The following is a 19,441-nucleotide window of genomic DNA, read 5'->3' as shown; positions in this document are numbered from 1 at the left end:
TTTTTCCCGTTATGGAAAAAGTCTTAACATTTAGAAATGCTATTTCTCAGAGTACCACTGAACAGACGCACTATTTAGATTTGTATGGGGCTGGTTAATAGTCATCTTTATGGTTGCTGCCCTCGCTTTTTTTTCCTGCGAGCTGCAGCCAAAGCCCCGATCCCCACAATAGTCCCGAACACTGTCAGAGGTTCGGGGACAGGTTCGGAGACTAACTCAGCCGACACGGTGAAGTCTTTGAAGTCAAGCTCGGTTCCTGGTTTGGCATCGTCAAAGGAGAGTTGTGTGCCATTAGCCAGTTCGGCCATTGCGAGCGATGAAAATTGCTCTGGGCCTTTACCGCCGTTGACGTTTGCAAATGAGTCGCTGGAGTTGTAGTCGAGCATAAAGTCACCAAACACAGCAAGCTGACATCCCGCCACCAGACATTCCTCTCTTCGGAACTGGGTGCCGGCGGCCCACCATTGGGGGCTGTTCATGAAGGTACTCGAGGAGACGTATTGCTCGAAAGGCTTGCCGGTACCCGTGTCGCTCCACAGTAGCAGGGCATAAATTTGATCCTGCAAAAATGTGAAGGTTTGGGTGATGGAGCCGTTGTCCGAGGTGATTGCGTTGCCGAATGTTGCTTCCCAGTTGTTGGCAGAGCCGTTATCTGAGGGTTTAGTCTCGTAAAACAGCCGGGCGATGTTGGTGTAGCCATTGTTTCCTGACTCAGCTTGGGCCACCCACAAGCTTGACTGGTAAGGGCTGCGAGAGTTGTTAAATCTAAAGTCGATCTTTGTATCTCGATCGAACTGGATGCCGCCAGTGCCAAACATGAAAGCTCGGACGGGCGTGCAGATGCTGAGCAACATTGTGGTTGCCAAGCTGACGACTGTAAAAGATGTTTTTTTGACTAGCGTTAAGGTAGTCATAACCCTGATTCCTCCAGTATTGTTAGGTAGTAAGGCACAAAATGCACTAAATGCCATGTTCCCGTGACGCGAATCGACGATCGCGAGCCTGCTATATTTAGGACGATCGTCAAACCTAAAGAAGAGGCTCCACACCAGTGAATCTACATATAGATCTCACTTAAGGGTGTTTTGGAGTAAATGAGTGCTTCTTCTAAGAGTTTTCACTGACACCAGATTGACACAGTTTAATCTGTCAGAGCAAGATTTTCATCCTGCCTAGACTTCCAACCTACTACATTTACTTAGTTTCGGTAACGGTCTAAAGTTGAGTGCAAGACTTGCAAATATTGGCTTTTATCAAAAATACATAAAAATTTTACTCGACCTTTATAAAGTTTTGGTAAAGTTCATCCATAAAATATAAAGTTTTTGAGAGAAAGTCGGCTGTTGGGTTCGTTGTTCATGAAAGCGGGCTGCAAGCTGCTCTGCTGATGCAGAAGGAAGTGGCGGCGACCGCGAGTAGGAATTTGAGCGACTTTTTGACCACTCTAAGCAAGCTGTATAACAGGCGATCGGAACTTACGTAGTTTTGACTAAAATTCCAATTTTTTTAAACCCCTAACCCTCGCATTCCGCGCCATATTTTCCCCCACAGTCCCGGACGCATAAACCATGTTTTTTAAGATAATTCCGTGAGGTAAGCAGTGAAAGTGGAAACAATAAACCAAGTTTCATTTCCCGCGCCTGACTTGTAGTAAAAAAACTGTTTATACGTAAATTCTAGTAATTAAACACATACATTTCCTTGTCCCATCCTAATTATTCGGTAACCCAAAATAGGTGGCTCCTATTGACATGAGTAATTTTTATGAGTAAAAATAAGATAAAGAAATACGATCGCACTTTAAGCAGAATCTTTAAACACAATGACAGCCAACAGACTGCATTTGCTCGGATGGTTATTCATTGTTAGCTGGCTGAGTGCAGCGGCGGGTTCGGCAAACGCGCAACCCATCGCCCCTGCACCAGACGGCACTAACACAGTTGTTACTCCCAACGGCAACCGCTACGACATTTCCGGGGGGGCATTCAGCGGAGATGGGGCTAATCTTTTTCACAGTTTTACTCAGTTTGGCCTCAGCGAGGCTCAAACGGCTAACTTTCTGACGAATCCCAATATTCAAAATATTTTGGGAAGGATTACTGGAGGTAATCCTTCTTTAATAAATGGCTTAATTCAAGTTACGGGTGGCAATTCTAATTTATTTTTGATGAATCCGGCAGGCATGATTTTCGGACCGAATGCCAGTCTGAACGTGCCGGGATCTTTTAATGCTACTACGGCGACAGGGATTGGTTTTGGAAACAATCAGTGGTTTAGTGCGATCGGCAATAACAATTGGGCAACTTTCATCGGGACGCCGAACAGTTTTGCGTTTACAAATTTGCAAGGTGGAAGCATTGTCAATACAGGCAATTTGGCGGTGACACCAGGTCAAAATCTAACTTTGATTGGCGGTACGGTTGTCAATAATGGTCAGCTAACTGCGCCTAGCGGCAATATTCTCATCAGCGCCGTACCAGGTAACAATTTGGTGCGAATTAGTCAAGCTGGAAATTTATTGAGCTTGGATATTCAGCCGACCGCTAACCAAGGTTCGTTGCCGAATAATTGGACGCAGCCCGTGTTATCTTTGCCGGAGTTGCTGACTGGACAAGGTGTGGCACAGGCGACGGGTTTGACGGTAAATCCTAATGGCGAAGTTGTGTTGACAGGGAATGCTTCTGTGCCGGTAAGTGCAGGAACTACGATCGCATCCGGCAGTATCAATGTCTCTGGCAACACTGGCGGTACTGTAAATATTTTAGGCGACCAAGTAGGAGTTATTGCAGGCAATATCGATGCTTCTGGGATTAACGGCGGCGGTAATGTACTGATTGGCGGAGATTATCAGGGTTTGGGGACTGTGCCCAATGCTGCGCGGACTTTTGTTAGCAGCGACTCGACAATTAATGCTGATGGTATTAGTAATGGGAAGGGCGGGCGAGTTATAGTTTGGGCTGATGAAACTACTCGCTTTAATGGCAATATTACGGCCAGAGGTGGCTTGTTTTCTGGGAATGGCGGCTTTGTGGAAGTGTCGGGAAAGCAATCGCTGGATTTTCAAGGATTAGTTGATTTGCGATCGACCTTTGGGATTGCTGGCACCTTATTATTAGATCCTACTGATATCACTATTAGCGCAGGCGCGGATGCAGGCGGCACTTTAGCAGGGGGAGCATTTACGCCATCGGCTGGTACTTCTACAATTAATAATGGGACGCTGCAAATACAGCTAGGCTTGGGAAATGTGACTATTTCCACGGCGTCGGCTTCTCCGAACCAAGGCGATATTACAGTCAGCGCTCCGGTTTCATGGGCTAATAGTAATTCCCTAACTCTGAATGCTAACAATAATATTAATGTTAATACCAATATCACAACTCAGGGAGGCAATATTACTCTCAATGCTGATAGCGATAATCTAAATGGTGGTCGTCTCCAGATTCTTAGTTCGACGATCGATACAAACGGCGGCAATTTCCTGGGAAATGGTCAGGGGAATGCTGTGTTGGGGAATGGAATCGATATCCAGGGCAGCACAATTAATGCCGGAGGTGGAAAAATTGACCTGAATGGTAGTGCAGGAAATACGGCAAGCAACACGGGTATTTCTATTTTGGGTGCTACCACCACACTAAAAACTACTGGAAGCGGGAATATTACTCTCAATGGAACTAGCGGTAGCAGTCTGAATAGTTCAGGAGTAGTGTTGCGCGGGCCTACGATAAGTTCAGTGAACGGCGATATCACCTTGACTGGTAGCGGTAAGGGGATTGGACAAGGCATTTATCTGTTCTCCAGTGGTGTGGTGGAATCAACGGGAACAGGTAGTATTACCATGACTGGAACTGGCGGAAATGGGACTAATGGCAATATAGGGATATTTATAGATGGGGCCAGCACAGTTCGATCGCTCAATGGAAATATTAGCCTCAAAGGAACTGGAAGCGGAACTGGAAGCGACAACAGCGGAATTAATATTAATGCTACCAGCACAGTGCGATCGACCGGGACAGGGAATATTACTCTCAATGGTACTGGCGGGAACGGGACATTTAATAATCAAGGGATATCTATTAGTACCAGCACAGTGGAATCGACGGGGACAGGAAGTATTACTTTCAACGGTATTGGCGGAAACGGGACATTTAATAATCGAGGGATATCTATTGACGGCAGTACAGTAGGGGCTGGGGGAAATATAAACCTGACTGGTAAGGGTGCTGGGACTTTAACCAACAACACTGGCGTTAGAATAGTCAACTCTACAGTGGATTCAACGGTGGGGAATGGGACTGTCACCATCACCGGGATGGGAGGAAATGGGACGGATGGCAATCAAGGGATAACTATTGATAATCCCAGCACGGTAAAATCGCAGAATGGAGATATCACCCTGACTGGAACAGGTAAGGGGAGTGCGGGCAACAACACTGGTATTGTGGTGCAAGGGGTAGTGGACTCCACAGGCACCGGGAATCTGACTCTGACTGGTTTTGGCAGTAATGGGACTGATGGCAATCAAGGGATATTAGTTGGGTCCGGCGCTGTGAGAGCGTCTTCTGGAAATGTCAGTCTGACTGGTACTGGTGGCGGGACTGGGTTTACTAACGAGGGTATATATGTAGATAGTGGTGCTACAATCCAAACCGCAGGCTTGGGAAAGGTGACGTTGAAGGGTACGGGCAGTGCAGGGACGGCGATTAATTCCGGGATCTGGCTCAACTCAGGCGCGGTACGATCGCAGAATGGAGATATTGCTTTAATTGGTACCGGTCTAGGGACCTCAACTAGCAACGACGGCATTCACTTCCCCCTGGCCCCACTGGTAACGGTGCAAGCTACGGGAACGGGTAATATTAGCTTTACGGGAAAGGCTAACAACAATTCCATTCCTATTAACCTCCTCGGCGGTGTGATTGATGCGGCTTTGGGTGGCAATGTCACTTTGACGGGCGATGAAATTCAACTGTTAGGGCCTACTCAAGTCAATGGCAATGGCACGGGCATTATTACTTTGCAGCCACTGACACCAAGCTTAGGTATTCTGATAGGCGGTACTCAGAACACACCTGACGTTCCTCCTTTGAATCTAATCCAAACGGAACTCGATACGTTAAAAGGGTTTTCCCTGGTGATTGGGGATGGGACGGGGGCGATCGCAATTGACCCGGCTGGTGTTACTTTTAATTACCCCATCACAATGCAAGCTGGGACAATTGCAGTCGATGGAAACATTACAGGTGCAAAGAACGCTTCAATTACTTTTAAGGCTCCAACGACTAACTTAAATGCAAATATTCTTACCAACGAACAGAATATTACCTTTGGTGGCCAAGTCTCTCTCGGTACGGGTTCTAATGTCACTCTCAATACTGGGCTAACAAATGCAGGCGACATTAATTTTGGGGGAACGGTTGACGGCGATGGCAACCTAGTTTTGACTGCGGGAACCGGCGTTATTAATGTCAACGGGCCTATTGGATATCCAATACCTTTACGTTCCCTGACAACAATCAATTCTTTCGATGTTAAGAGTCCGATCGATTTTTCGATTAAAACTACAGGCAATATTACCGTTGGTAGTATGAGAAATCCCGGACGGGCGATCGCCCTTACCAGCACTAATGGCGATATTGATACGACGGCAGGGGCAATTGATACCACATCCAGTACCGGAAATGGAGGCTTAATTACACTCAGTGCCAACAATATTAACGCTAGTAATCTTAACTCCAGTTCCACTGCTGGCAATGGCGGAAACATCACACTCACTGGCAAAACAGGCAACATTTTTGCATACTCAGGAGTAGTTAATTCTAGTTCTAGTTCCGGTGTCGGCGGAGATATTGCGATCGCAACTCCCAATGAAGTTGGAATAAATAGCATTGATGCTAATGGATTGCCCGGTACTGGAAATATTAGCATTAGTGGCAATGAGATTGGCTTTTCGGGAGCAGGTTCCGCACAGGGGAAAGGAAGTTTTTCTGTTCAGCCATTTTCGCCGAATGTCGGAATTCGCTTCCAGGCTGGACTTCCTTTCGATCCGCAGGCGATCGATATAGGAGCACCTTTTTTATCCTCATTGCGTAATGGCTTTAGTGCCATTGTTTTCGGAGGGAACACTACTACAGGCAATATCACTGTAGAGAATTTGCCAGTATCTTTTGCAGATCCTGTGACTTTCAATACTCAAGGCACTATTTTTGTCAAGTCAAATCAATCAATTTCGGGAACTGATAATGCTTCAATCACTCTGAATGCTACAACTAATAACTTAAGTGGCGATATTACAACCCTATCTCAAGATATCACAATTAACGGCAATGCCATAGTTGAAAATCAAGTTTTAGTGGGAACGGGCAAGTTTGCAGGTGGCAATATTCTGTTGAATAATAATATTAACGGTAGCAGCAATCTTACGTTAGAAACAGGCACTGGAAATATTGCTGTTCAAGGTGCTGTAGGCAACACCACACCATTAGGAAATCTCACTGTCAACAGTGCTGGTACAGCTACATTTAATGCTGTCACTTCTACCAGTTTTACCACTAATGCTGGCGGCAAAACTGAACTCAATGGCAATGTGACAACCACCGGCCCTCAAATCTACGGAGATGCAGTTACAATTGCCAACAATCCGATTCTCGCAGGCAGCGACATTAATTTCAATAATACTGTAGACGGCACCAGCGATTTGACGGCGAAAGCGGTTAGCGGTAATCTGACATTCAATGGTGCAGTTGGTACTGCAAGTGCGATCGGCAATTTAACGGCTAACTCTACAGGAACAACCGCATTTAATCAAACAGTCAATGCTGCGAGTTTGACTACAGATGCTGGCGGCACAACTCAAGTCAAGGGAAATGTCACTACAATCAGCAGTCAAACCTACGGAGATGCAGTTACAATTGCCAACAATCCGATTATTTCAGGTGACAGCATTACTTTCAATAATACTGTTGATGGTACCAGCGATTTGACGGCGAAGGCGGTTAGCGGTAATCTGACATTCAATGGTGCAGTTGGTGCTGCAAGTGCGATCGGCAATTTAACAGCTAACTCTACAGGAACAACCGCATTTAATCAAACAGTCAATACCGCGAGTTTGACTGCAGATGCTGGCGGCACAACTCAAGTCAAGGGAAATGTCACTACAATCGGCAGTCAAACCTACGGAGATGCAGTTACAATTGCCAACAATCCGATTCTTTCAGGTGACAGCATTACTTTCAATAATACTGTTGATGGTACCAGCGATTTGACGGTGAAGGCTGCTAGCGGTAATCTTACCTTCAAAAGTGCGATCGGCGAAATAACTCCTCTCACTAATTTAACTGCCAACAGCAATATATCTTTAGGTGGCAATGTCACTACAACCGGCAGTCAAACTTATGCAGATGCTGTCACTGTTGCCAAAAACTCGATTCTTTCAGGCAGCGACATTACTTTCAACAATACAGTTGACGTAGCTGGCAATCTGGGTATTGCGGCTGATAATGTCAATCTAAAAGGAAGTGTAACAACCACCAATGACGGCACGCTCACAATCACCAATAAGGTAAATCTCAATATTGAGAATAACCTGAATTTAGACGGTGCATTTATTCAAAATGGCGGTGGAACTGTTGCGGTTAGCGGAAATATCGCCACAACTAATGATAACATTAGTTTTAGCGGTCCGGTGACATTAAAATCTCCTGTAAATTTTACACTCGGAGATGCAACTATTGCTTTCGGTTCTAGTTTATCGGCAGGTAGTAACCCGCTGACGTTAACGGCAAGTGAAATTGATTTTTCTGGGAATGTTTCTGGTACTGGCGCGCTAACGCTGCAACCCGCAACAGCCGGACAAAATATTGTTGTTGGCGGAATTGATAACAATACTAGCGCTTTAGATTTGACTGCATCGGAACTTAATTTGATTCAAAATGGATTTAGCTCGATCGCCATCGGGCGATCGGATAGCAGCGCCAATATTAGTATTCCCTATAATCTCACATTTTTAGACCCAGTAAATATTCAAACGGGAACTGGTACGATCGCACTTGATGGAACTATCACCGGACTTGACAACAGCAGTGTTGCTCTCCAAGGTTCAAGCATTAATTTGAACTATGGCATCAATACAACTAACAATATAGATTTGACGGGCAACGTTCAACTAGGAAACCAGGTCGATCTCAAAAGCAGCGTTGGTAGTATTAATATAAAAGGTGCGATCGACGGCAATCATCTGTTGGGCTTAGATGCCGCGAATGGTAATGTGCTGCTGCAAGGAAATATCGGTGAAACAACGCCATTATCTATTTTTAATGTTACTGCATCGAATGCAGAATTCATGGGTAATGTTAAAAGCAATTCTGGTTTTAACATTACAGCTTTAAATACTAAATTAGGCGGAAATGTTACGACGAATAACGGCAACATTAATATTAGCAATGCTTTGGTTTTGACAAAGGATGCGGTATTTAGTACCGCAGGGGGAAATATTGCTTTGGGGGCGATCGACAGTGACAGCATTAATGCCCGCAACTTAACTCTAGCCTCCGGTAGCGGCAGCATCACTTTCAACGGTGCGGTGGGCGCCACCAGCAAGTTAGGAAATCTTGCGATCGACAATGCTGGCAATGTGACAGGAAACTCGACAATTAACGCGCAACAATTGACAGCACCCAACACGGAAAAAGTCAACTTATCGGGAGATGTCACCGCCACCAAAGTCGATCTTACTGCCAAGGGCGATATAAGTGTTAAAAATATTACTACTAATGGCGGAGAAATTCTCTTTACAAGCGGTAACAATTTCACCGCAGGCAATTTGAATACATCGGGCAACAGTGGCGGAAACATAACGGTTAAGGCGATAAGTTCAATTACGGCCGCACAAATTAACTCTAGCGGTATAGTCGGAAATGCCGGCAATGTGTTCTTAGATCCGATCGGCGATATTCAAGTAGAGTTTATCAATGCCCAAGGCGGTAGTGGCGGCACCGGTGGCGATGTCACAGCAATAACAGGCAATTTTTTCCGCGCTACGGGTGCTTTTTCCACACTACTTTCGCCGACGGGATTTGCTAGCATTTCTACTGCTGGCGGCACAGGTGGCGGAAATATCGCAATTACACACGCTGGGGGAGATGGAGGGACGCCGATTCAACCGTTTGTGGTGGGGGATGCTGCTAGCAACGGTACGGCGGGTGCAATTACAACGGGACAATCTACCATTACATCGCAGTCGTTTCCGCGTTCTAGTAGTGTTGGTAATATTGCATTTTCGACTGATGATGCGATCGACCCGACGCCAACCGTTCCGCCAACAATTCCGCCAACCGTTCCGCCAACCGTTCCACAAACAATTCCGCCGACAATTCCGCCGACAATTCCGCCAACCGTTCCACAAACAATTCCGCCGACAACGGAAACCGTTCCGCCAACAATTTCGCCAACCGTTCCGCCAACAATTCCGCCAACCGTTCCACAAACCGTTCCGCCAACAATTCCGCCAACAATTCCGCCAACAATTCCGCCAACAATTCCGCCGACAATTCCCCTGACAACGGAAACAGTTCCGCCGACAATTCCGCAAACCGTTCCACAAACAATTCCTCCGACAATTCCGCTGACAACGGAAACCGTTCCGCCAACAATTCCGCCCACAATTCCCCTGACAACGGAAACCGTTCCACAAACAATTCCGCCCACAATTCCCCTGACAACTGGAACAAATCAGCAGGTAACGGAAGCAATTCAGCAGGAAAATCAGCAACTAACGGTCATCAATCAGCCGAGAATTCAGCAGGAAAATCAGCAGGTAACGGTCATCAATCAGCCAAGAATTCAGCAAGAAAATCAGCAAACGGTCATCAATCAGCCGAGAATCCAGCAGGAAAATCAGCAGGTAACGTCAGCCCTAGAATCTGTACAAGAGTTCTTAAACTCGATCGCACCCGTCCCCACACCAGCAACACCAGCATCGCCCGCAGCCACAGCAAAACCGGCACGGCAACCATCAACCCTAGATGCAGGAGACTTGCAACGCCGTGGCAAAAATTCATCGCTAGACAAGCCCGGTAGTGTAGCCGATCGAGTTTTAACCATCGATCAAAGTATCACCAGTCAATTACCCGGCGACATCGTACCATCTCCACCAGAATCAAAACAACCACCTACAGTCAACCCTACTTCTAATTTAGTTCTGGGATATCTTCCGTCTCCCGATCGACTTTTTGAAGTCAACGACATACAGAATATAGTCTGGGGAATTGAAGAAATGAGGAATCAAGAATTTGGAGAATACTTGGGGGTAAAACCCAACCTTCCAGATGAAAATGTCTTGATTTCGACCTTTCAACAAACTTTAAAAAATATCGAACGGCAAATCGGCAAGCGGTCTGGTATTATCTACATAGTGTCGCGAGAAGATCGACTGGAACTAATTTTAGTTCCTCCCGTCGGGCGACCGATTCACTACAGCGTTCCAGAAGCCAATAGAGCAGCTTTATTCCCCACCGTCCAGGAGTTTCGCAATGAAATCACGAATCCCGCAAAACGCACTACTACCACTTATCTAGCCACCGCCCAGCAATTATATAAATGGGCGATCGCACCCCTAGAAACAGACTTACAAAACTTAGGAATTCAGACTTTGTTACTATCAGTCGATCCGGGGTTGCGAAGCCTGCCCTTTGCCGCTTTGCACGACGGTAAAGGCTTCTTGATTGAAAAATACAATTTTAGCCTAATTCCGAGTTTTAGTTCGACTAATACCGATTATAGAGCAGTTAGAGACGCCACAGTGCTACCAATGGGACGGTCTGAATTTGTCGATCAAAACCCCTTGCCCAGTGTGCCGATCGAATTGCAGGCGATTTCGGCTCAGTGGCAGAGCCCATCTTTCCTCAATTCCACTTTCACTTTAGATAATCTCAACTCGGCACACGCCAAGGGAGGATTTCGGATCGTTCACCTAGCAACTCACGCTGAATTCAAACCGGGAAAACCAAGCAATTCCTACATTCAACTATGGAATTCCAAATTGCAGATCGATCGCATGGAGAGTTTGAATTGGCGCAATCCGCAGGTAGACTTGTTAGTATTGAGTGCTTGTAGAACTGCTTTGGGCGATCGGGAAGCCGAGTTAGGTTTTGGAGGTTTAGCAGTCAAATCCGGCGCAAAATCTGCTTTAGGGAGTTTGTGGTATGTTGACGATGGAGGCACTTTGGGGCTGATGAGCGAATTTTACCACCAGTTGCGAGGAGCCACAACTAAGGCAGAAACTCTGCAACTTGCTCAACAGGCGATGATTGCTCGTAAAGTTCGGCTCGCAAACGGGCAGTTAGTTACAACAGCGGGCAACTTGAATTTACCGACTAACCTACAACAAGAAAACCAAGATTTTTCTCATCCTTACTACTGGAGCAGTTTCACTCTAATCGGAAGTCCTTGGTAAGCTGCCATTTTTATTTTTGACTCTCCGCTTCTTAGGGACGAAAGTTTCTACAGTAGGGGCAATGCCCGCTTGAGGCGGTTGCGGAGGTTCCCCCCTGAATATCCCCAATTTCAACCGCCGATCGATCCAGGGGGTTTGCAACTCTATTTCTGTTTTATCACCACCAAAGTAGTATCATCAAAAACCTTGGGATCGCCAATATACTGCCGCACATCATCTATCACAGATTACCTAATGGCAATAGCAGGTAAGTCTACTTACCTGCTAATTTACAACAAGAAAAACAAGAGTTTTCCGCTCTTTATTGCTGGACTATTTTCACGGTGAGAGTTTTTTGTAACTCCCATATTTTAAGTAGCAAATCTGTTCCTTCAACAATCATCTCTAAGCTGCAGATGCTCTATCTAGGATCTAGGGCTGTTTTGTCTCGGATTTGGTGCTGCAGTTCCGTAATTGACTCGACAGCCGATATTGAACAAACTCGAACTGCACTCAAGAGGGACAATCTGCTGGTCGAGGAGGGCGCTGCAACTGACATACTCGTCGTTATTAGTATCTCTTACCATACATTCGATTGGGTTAGCTCCCGATCGCGCCGACCAACTCTTCATACCTACGACTGCAATCATATGCTGCCAGTAGAATGCAAATAACGACACTGCAAACAGTACAGCAACTCCTAATCCTACTTTCAATTTCCAACTATTTAGGACATTTCCCAAACTATTTTTCACGTTTTCCACCCCAGAAATTGAGCTTTCGGTAGTTATTTCTGGAGTTGTCAAGTTTGTTTGTGTTTGTTCTGCTGGAATTTCAGACATAATGTATCTCCTATGATTGCTGGGATTTGGCTAAGCTGGCAATTGCCATCGCTATTGCAAACTTTATCAAATTTTAGCAAAACTAGCCTGTACCGACAACCGATTCGGACAGCACCGCCGGGGAAGTATGTATATTCAGCAAGTGCGACCGCGATTTCTATGCCTTTTGAGGTATTGCCCAATTCGCGATCGGCTATTTTACACCGAGGGTAATAGAATTGTTGGGGATTTTCTTTGAAAACGACCCAAGTGAATCAGCTTTTTTTGCGAACCGCAGAGGCCGCAGAGGGCGCAGAGAAAGAGCAAAGAGAGATATATTGACTTTCACCAATCATTTCAACCTGCAAGAAGTTCCAATAACTCAGCTTCCGACAGTAGTTCTATCCCCAAAGATTGAGCTTTTTCTAACTTAGAACCCGCATCTTCTCCCACAACCACATAATCTGTTTTAGCACTCACAGAATTTGTGACTTTACCTCCTGCTTTTTGAATCAAATCTTTAGCTTCATCTCGTTTCAAAGTGGGCAAAGTTCCAGTCAGCACAAAAGTTTTGCCTGAAATTTGTAAATTGGTGTTCCCTAAATGTTGACTTTTAACTTCTGACTGCAATTGCAAGCCTGCAGTTTTCAACCGTGCAATTAAACTTTGATTTGCCGGAACTCGAAACCACTGATAAACAGCTTGAGCAATTTCCGGGCCGATGCCGTAAACCCCCTCAATCGAGGCCGCCGATACCGCTGCTAACTCTTCGACATTTGCAAACCTTTCTGTCAGCAATTGAGCGTTGACTGTGCCGACGTGCCGGATGCCCAAGCCGTAAAGTACGCGCGAATAAGGTTGATTTTTCGATTGGGCGATCGCACTTACCAACTTTTCTGCTAACTTCTTACCCATGCGTTCCAAACTCATCAATCTTTCCGCAGTCAAATCGTACAAATCCGCCGCAGAATGCACCAGATTACTATCAACCATCTGCTGCACCAGCTTTTCCCCAACACCGTTAATATCCAGAGCATCCCGGCTGCAAAAATGAATCAGCGAACCCCTCAAAATCGCCGGACAAGATGTATTGATGCAGCGAGTAACTGCCTCCCCCTTTTCCCGAACCACAGGCTGTTCGCATTCAGGACAGCAACTAGGCATTTGGAAAAGTTGAGCATTTTGGGGGCGCAGTTCCGGCAAAACTCGCACAACTTCTGGTATAATTTCCCCAGCTTTTCTAACAATTACAGTATCGCCAATGTGCAGGTTCAGATCGGAAAGTCGATCGCTGTTGTGGAGAGAAGCCCGCGAAACCGTCGTTCCAGCCAACTGCACCGGTTTAAGTTCTGCTACAGGAGTCAGAGCCCCTGTTCTCCCTACTTGCACGGTGACAGCTTCTACTATTGTAGGCACTTCGGCCGCGGGATACTTCAGTGCGATCGCCCAGCGCGGAAACCTCTGAGTAAAACCCAATTGTTTTTGCAGCAACACCGAATTAATCTTAACAACAACCCCATCCGTCATGTAAGGCAAATTCCGCCGCTCAGTATCCCAATATTCGTAATACTCGCGAACCTCATCCAAAGAATAGCAAATTTTGCGATAGGGATTCACCTTAAACCCCACTCGTCGCAACAATTCCAAGGAATCCCACTGCGTTTTCTCCTCGTTACCCTCATCTAAATGCAGAGTATAAGCAAAGAAATCCAACCGTCGCTTATCCACAATTTTAGAATCCAACTGTCGCAGCGTACCCGCCGCAGCATTGCGAGGATTAGCAAACAATTGTTCCCCAGCTTTTTCCCGTTCCCGATTAATTTCCTCAAACACGGCTAAAGACAAAAAAGCCTCTCCCCGCACTTCCACAACAGGCGGCGGATTATCTAAATTGAGCTTTAAAGGAATCGAGCGAATAGTCTTAACATTTTGAGTAATTTCCTCTCCCGCAATGCCGTCTCCGCGCGTCGCACCGCGAACTAAAACCCCATTTTCATAGGTTAATGCTAAAGCAGAACCATCAATTTTTAACTCGCAAACATATTCAGCAGTTAATGGCTCATTCTCCCCTGCTACCCTTTGCCAGCGTTCCTGCCATTTAGCAAATTCTTCAAAATTAAAAGCATTTTCCAAACTGTAGAGAGGAATATTGTGTTTGACGCTAAAAAATTGAGTAGCAGGCTGTTCTCCCACGCGCTGAGTCGGGCTTTCCGCAGTAATTAATTCCGGATAATCTGATTCTAATTCTTGCAACTGGCGATACAGTCGATCGTACACTTCATCTGGCATGATCGGCGCATCGAGAACATAATAAGCATAGCTAGCTTCCTGTAGCTGTTGCCTCAACTGTTGAATTTGCTGCTCTATTTCGGGTTGCATATTAATTTGAAAGTGTATATTTTTTAACCGCAGACCATAACACAAACTCAGATAATACAGATTTTAACCTTATCTACATCGATCTGCGGTTGTTATTTGGACATTTAAGATTAATTAACGATCCCAATCTTCAACTTCATAAAGGAAACGAGTTCCCCCTATCAGCTTGCGATTCGCAGAGGTACTTTGCACAAAAACCGCATACTTTTCTAGATTACTCGGTTTGATGCGGACTGTCTCGCCCATTGGCAAACCCAACATTTCTCGCGCTGCTTCTCCTTCAAACAAATCCCCTGTGGAACGATCCATTAGCACAATTTCTTTCTTACCTTGGATAGTTTCTGTTTTAGTAAATTCATAAAACCCGCGCCCGGTTTTAAAAGTCAAACCATTCTCCAGAACAAAAGCTTTAATTGAAATCTCGCTGTCTACTTCTAGAATCTGAAATCTGCCCGGTTTTACGGCTCGCAATTCTGCGGATTCGTAAACAGCCATGTCTTCCCGCTTGAGCATGGTATCAAACATCTTGTTTAATCCGCGACTCATGCGACCTTGACTGACAACTTCTTGTTCGTAAGCTTGTAGTTGTTCGTTAGATGACTGTTGGTAACAAACTGCTAAAAATAAATCTGTGATGTAGGAAAATTGGTCGAGATTGAGGTGAAAACCCCCTGATTTTTCGGCTAGTTCTTTATAAAATAAAGTGGCGTGGTGACGGTTGAGAGCTTGGATGCCGTAAACGGCAATTCCCATCTGTGTTAACTTATCTACTTCCTGACGCCAGTTAAGTTTTTGAGGAGTTTGAGCGGGTGCGTGCGGGATGTCGTCGCCAATTAGTACCAATGTTTTGGAATTAGTTGGAGTCCAAGAAAGTGACTGAGCTTCGTGCAAGACTAATTCATAACATTCTGGAGCATCGCCACCGCCAGTTGGCTCTACATTTTGAACAAAATTGCAAATTGTGCCGACATCGCCTGACAAATCAAGGTGTTTAGTTACGTAAGTGCTGCCAGCATCGCAATAGTCCCCGTGAGCTATAATGCCAATGCGAATGCCAGGAATTTCATCTAGCAGTCTCGTTACCGTCTCTTTAATTTTCCGACGAACTTGCGTCAAACAAGGGTACATACTGCCAGTAGTATCAAAGCTAAAAACGACTTCAATGTTGTTATTTGCCATGACATAACTCTCCTTAACACACATCGCTTTATTAGCTCTATTATAGCTAATAAAAAGACGAGTCAGCAACTAGATTTAAAAAACTCCTAATTCTGGCTCGCTTGATTTGCTTCAGCATAAGGCTGGTTAATTCATCACAAATTCAAATCGAAAAAGTCGCTAAATTTCTTGTTTTCCCCGGAGGGAGCTTGAATGTTATCACTATCTTTTTCGCCGTTCAAGTTCCCAGCGGCGCGGGATGTGATTAATTCATGAGCGTTTGTCTTGTTGAAAGCGATCGGTTCAGCGTGTTCAACCTGAAATACGTTGGCATAGAGATTGGCAATAATCTGTTTGCCTCCCTGGGTCAATTCCAAGTAGTTCAAAGCTGCTGGAATGTAAGGAAAAACTCCATTCCAATAAAACTTGGCGTAATTTTGCCGCAAATCTCCCGGAGACTTGTATCCCAAGATTTTATTAGTGCCGACTTCCTCAAATTCGTAGAACAGGGCACTTATTTTTCGCAGGTAATTTGGGTCGCTCAACTGACCGATCAAATCGGCGGCTCTAGCGAGTCCAGAATAATTGTTTCTGTCTTGATGAGTTTCGCTAGCAGGAACTGGAAAGCGCGTCAATTCAATATTACGCTTGATTTGTTCGGCATCAATTAATGTGTGGCCCCCGAAGCGTTCGTCAATTACGAGTTTTCCTCGATCGACATGATAAGGAGTTAAACTGGCAGAAGTTGCGCCGATCGGCACAGAAACCATACCCCCGTCAATACCCGTAGCGTAGAGTCCCACAGCTTCTTGGTCTTGGCGACAAACACCTTTGACGTAGCCGATATCGTGGCACAGCAGCGAAATCAGGTAGTGCAGCCAATCTTCCGGCGACACTCCCCCTTCGCGAATATGCTTGCCCCGGAGAATCTCTTGTCCCACCAAAGCCACGAGCATTGTGTGTTCCACATTGTGGTACAGAGCATCGCAGTTAGCGATATTTTCCAGAGCCATAGTCCCTGCCCAGGCGATAATTTCAGGGTAGTCAGGCTTGTACTTGCCGTAGGTGCGACGGTAGCCGGCCTGCAGCTCTTGCACAAAAGCGTCAATCAGGATAGCAGTTGCATTGAACATCATAAATTCTCTCACTCAGGCTGTACTTACAAACTCGATCGAAAATATCTTGCATAATAATGGGACTTAAACATTTTCGAGCCGCTTTAGGATCCCCAACCCCTCGCTGGCAATAGAAAGAGGCCGATCGCCTAAAAATGCCTGAAACCTTTGGTATAACTAGATTCATGCCCATTCGAGCTAAAAGTTTTTCTCTATTTGGGTTGGAAGCTATTTTGGCTTCAGTTTTTGTCTAAGTCCCGATAGCTGAAAAAATAATCAATGGGCATTCCAACAGGTTTGACCCCTCGGCGTTGAATTTTAAATTTCAGCTAGTCTTGTCAAATCAGAAAATTGCTCTCAAGGCTATGCTTCCCAAGATAACCTAATTTCCGAAGCATCCGAACCAACAGAGCGATTTTCGGCATTAAAAAGTGGCGAAACAATTTACATCGTTTCACCGACTAATTATTAGAAGTCCTAGGTGTGAAAGTTATGAACTGTCTGTTTTCGAGCCTCTCCACTGCTGCCCTTCGCGCTCGGCGGTCGATCGCCCCAAAATACCTAGGATTGTTTGCATTCACTGCTGTTTGCACTGCCGCACCGGCAATGGGTGCCGAGCGAATTTACGTAACTTACGGGCCGCTAGAAGAATCAGTTCCCATCGAATCTCTGGCACTCTTCGCTAAACAAGGCAAAATAGACTCGAACTTGGACGGCTTCGCTCAGTACATCAAAGAATCTCAGCTAGCTGACATTCGCAGCGCCCTGCAAGCGAAAGCTGAAATCAGCCAGGTGACGATCGCCCAATTCCTTTACACGCCTCAAGGAGAAGTGCTGCTGAGACGCTTGGGCCGAGTAATTCAAACCAAAGCTCGGCAGCCTGGATTTTATGCCATCCGAGCCGCCCTGATTCTAGCAGCCTCAGATCCAGAAGGCCTGACAATTCTCAACGTGCTGCGGAAATTCCCCACCTATGGCATCAGGATTGACATCGCCCGCGCCTTGGGTATCGCCAACGAGCTGACATCGCTGATCAACCGTTCCAATCAGACGATCGCCGGAGTCGCCCAGTTGTCCGAAGCACAAGCAGCTTTAGAACCCACCATACCGCCTGCCGCAATGCTGCAGCCCCAGCTACCGGGCCCCTATACTTGGAAAAAATCATCGGTAACTTTGACGAGTCCAAATCGCGATCGCACATTTGATATGGACATTTACCTGCCACAGGGCAGCCCGCAACCGGCTCCAGTAGTAGTAATTTCCCACGGTTTAGGTTCCGATCGCCTTTCCTTCGAGTATTTAGCCAAACACCTAGCCTCCTACGGCTTTGCGGTCGCCGTCCCCGAACACCCCGGCAGCAACGCCCAACAAATCCAAAACTTAGTAACAGGCAGAGCGAATGAAGTAGCAGAACCAGCAGAATTTATCAACCGCCCCCTCGACATCAAAGACTTGCTCGATTATTTAACCCAACTTTCGACCACCAATCCTGCCTATAAAGGGCAGCTCGACTTGCAGCGGGTGGGTGTCATCGGCCAGTCTTTCGGGGGCTATACGGCTTTAGCATTAGCCGGGGCGGGGATTAATTTTGCACAGCTAGACAAAGATTGCGGAGTCGAAAACGATAGTTGGAACCTCTCCCTACTGTTGCAGTGCCGCGCCCGCGGCCTAGAGCGCAACCAGTACAATTTCGGCGACCCGCGCATCAAAGCTGCGATCGCCGTTAACCCGATCGTCAGCAGCATTCTGGGAGAAACAAACCTCAGCAAGATCCAAATCCCAGTCATGCTAATCGCAGGCAGCGCGGATACCGTCGCCCCCGCTTTGCTCGAACAAATTCAACCGTTCACATGGCTGACATCGCCCAACAAATATCTGGTACTGATGAATAACGGGACTCACTTCTCAACGATCGAGGATTCCCCTCAAAGCCTCTTTCTGCCACCACCAGAGGTCATCGGGCCGGAACCAGTTTTAGCCCGCCGCTACCTCAGCGGACTCAGCCTAGCTTTCATGGAAAGCTATTTGAACAACAAATCAAATTTCCGCCCGTATTTGGAGCCCTCCTACGCTTTAAGCATCTCCCGAGACACTCTCGGACTGAGAATTTTGCGATCGCTCACCCCGCAACAACTCCAGCAGTTCAGGATTTCTCCACCTGCTCGCAAGCCAGTCTCTCCACCTGTCCTCGCTCCTGTTCCTCTACCTTCTCCACCTCCCATAGCTCCCGTTCGTTAGGGTTAAGGTGCGCCGCGTGTGCACGCTGTCGTCTATTTTCGCGCGGGGGCGATCGGCCCCTCTCTCTGGTTTCATCAGCTTTCCTAATCGCAGTCATCAGTTTAACTGTCGCTCAACCCCTTTACAAACCTTAACAACACCGTTAATAATATAAACATCATTCGAACATTGACAACCAAATACAGCAATCATAAAACCATGACAACAACCTTACAGCAGCGTGAAAGCGCCAACGTCTGGGAACGCTTTTGTGAGTGGGTCACAAGCACAGACAACCGCATTTACATCGGTTGGTTCGG

At 46.3% G+C, this 19,441-nt stretch carries 8 protein-coding genes; 3 read left to right on the top strand and 5 right to left on the bottom strand.

Annotation, left to right across the window (positions count from 1 at the left end; genetic code table 11):
* Positions 1-107: 107 nt before the first annotated feature.
* Positions 108-914, bottom strand: a complete 807-nt coding sequence (locus tag QUA53_RS25455) for a PEP-CTERM sorting domain-containing protein (RefSeq protein WP_333100444.1) — start codon at positions 912-914, stop codon at positions 108-110.
* 908 nt (positions 915-1,822) lie between these two features.
* On the opposite strand from QUA53_RS25455, the gene QUA53_RS25450 reads away from it, so the two are divergent.
* Entirely contained in the window at positions 1,823-11,452 is a 9,630-nt protein-coding gene (locus QUA53_RS25450; protein ID WP_333100446.1) for a CHAT domain-containing protein, read from the top strand.
* Between the two features lie 404 nt (positions 11,453-11,856).
* Here the strand turns inward: QUA53_RS25450 and QUA53_RS25445 are convergent, their stop codons facing one another.
* The gene (locus tag QUA53_RS25445; RefSeq protein WP_333100448.1) at positions 11,857-12,273 is read right to left on the bottom strand and encodes a hypothetical protein; all 417 of its coding nucleotides are present in this window, start codon (positions 12,271-12,273) and stop codon (positions 11,857-11,859) included.
* Between the two features lie 12 nt (positions 12,274-12,285).
* Between QUA53_RS25445 and QUA53_RS25440 the strand changes: the two genes are divergently transcribed.
* On the top strand, positions 12,286-12,486 hold the full coding sequence (locus QUA53_RS25440) for a hypothetical protein (RefSeq protein WP_333100449.1): 201 nt from the start codon (positions 12,286-12,288) through the stop codon (positions 12,484-12,486).
* 123 nt (positions 12,487-12,609) lie between these two features.
* Here QUA53_RS25440 and ligA read toward each other — a convergent pair whose 3' ends face one another.
* The 3 genes from ligA to QUA53_RS25425 all read right to left on the bottom strand — a co-directional run bounded on the left by ligA (position 12,610) and on the right by QUA53_RS25425 (position 16,922).
* Positions 12,610-14,631 carry an NAD-dependent DNA ligase LigA gene (gene ligA, locus QUA53_RS25435; protein ID WP_333100450.1) on the bottom strand — a complete coding sequence of 674 codons (2,022 nt, stop codon included), beginning with the start codon at positions 14,629-14,631 and terminating at the stop codon, positions 12,610-12,612.
* 114 nt (positions 14,632-14,745) lie between these two features.
* Positions 14,746-15,810 (bottom strand): vWA domain-containing protein, encoded by a 1,065-nt coding sequence (locus tag QUA53_RS25430; protein ID WP_333100451.1) that lies wholly within the window; start codon positions 15,808-15,810, stop codon positions 14,746-14,748.
* Positions 15,811-15,944: 134 nt separating this feature from the next.
* Positions 15,945-16,922 carry an Npun_R2479 family HD domain-containing metalloprotein gene (locus tag QUA53_RS25425; RefSeq protein ID WP_333100453.1) on the bottom strand — a complete coding sequence of 326 codons (978 nt, stop codon included), beginning with the start codon at positions 16,920-16,922 and terminating at the stop codon, positions 15,945-15,947.
* A 474-nt stretch (positions 16,923-17,396) separates the two neighbouring features.
* On the opposite strand from QUA53_RS25425, the gene QUA53_RS25420 reads away from it, so the two are divergent.
* The gene (locus tag QUA53_RS25420) at positions 17,397-19,142 is read left to right on the top strand and encodes an alpha/beta hydrolase (RefSeq protein WP_333100452.1); all 1,746 of its coding nucleotides are present in this window, start codon (positions 17,397-17,399) and stop codon (positions 19,140-19,142) included.
* Positions 19,143-19,441 lie beyond the last annotated feature (299 nt).

Source organism: Microcoleus sp. Pol12B3 (assembly GCF_036701355.1).
Taxonomy (GTDB): domain Bacteria; phylum Cyanobacteriota; class Cyanobacteriia; order Cyanobacteriales; family Microcoleaceae; genus Microcoleus.
Note: the sequence above shows the minus strand (reverse complement) of the source record. Positions and strands in the feature narration are given on the sequence as shown.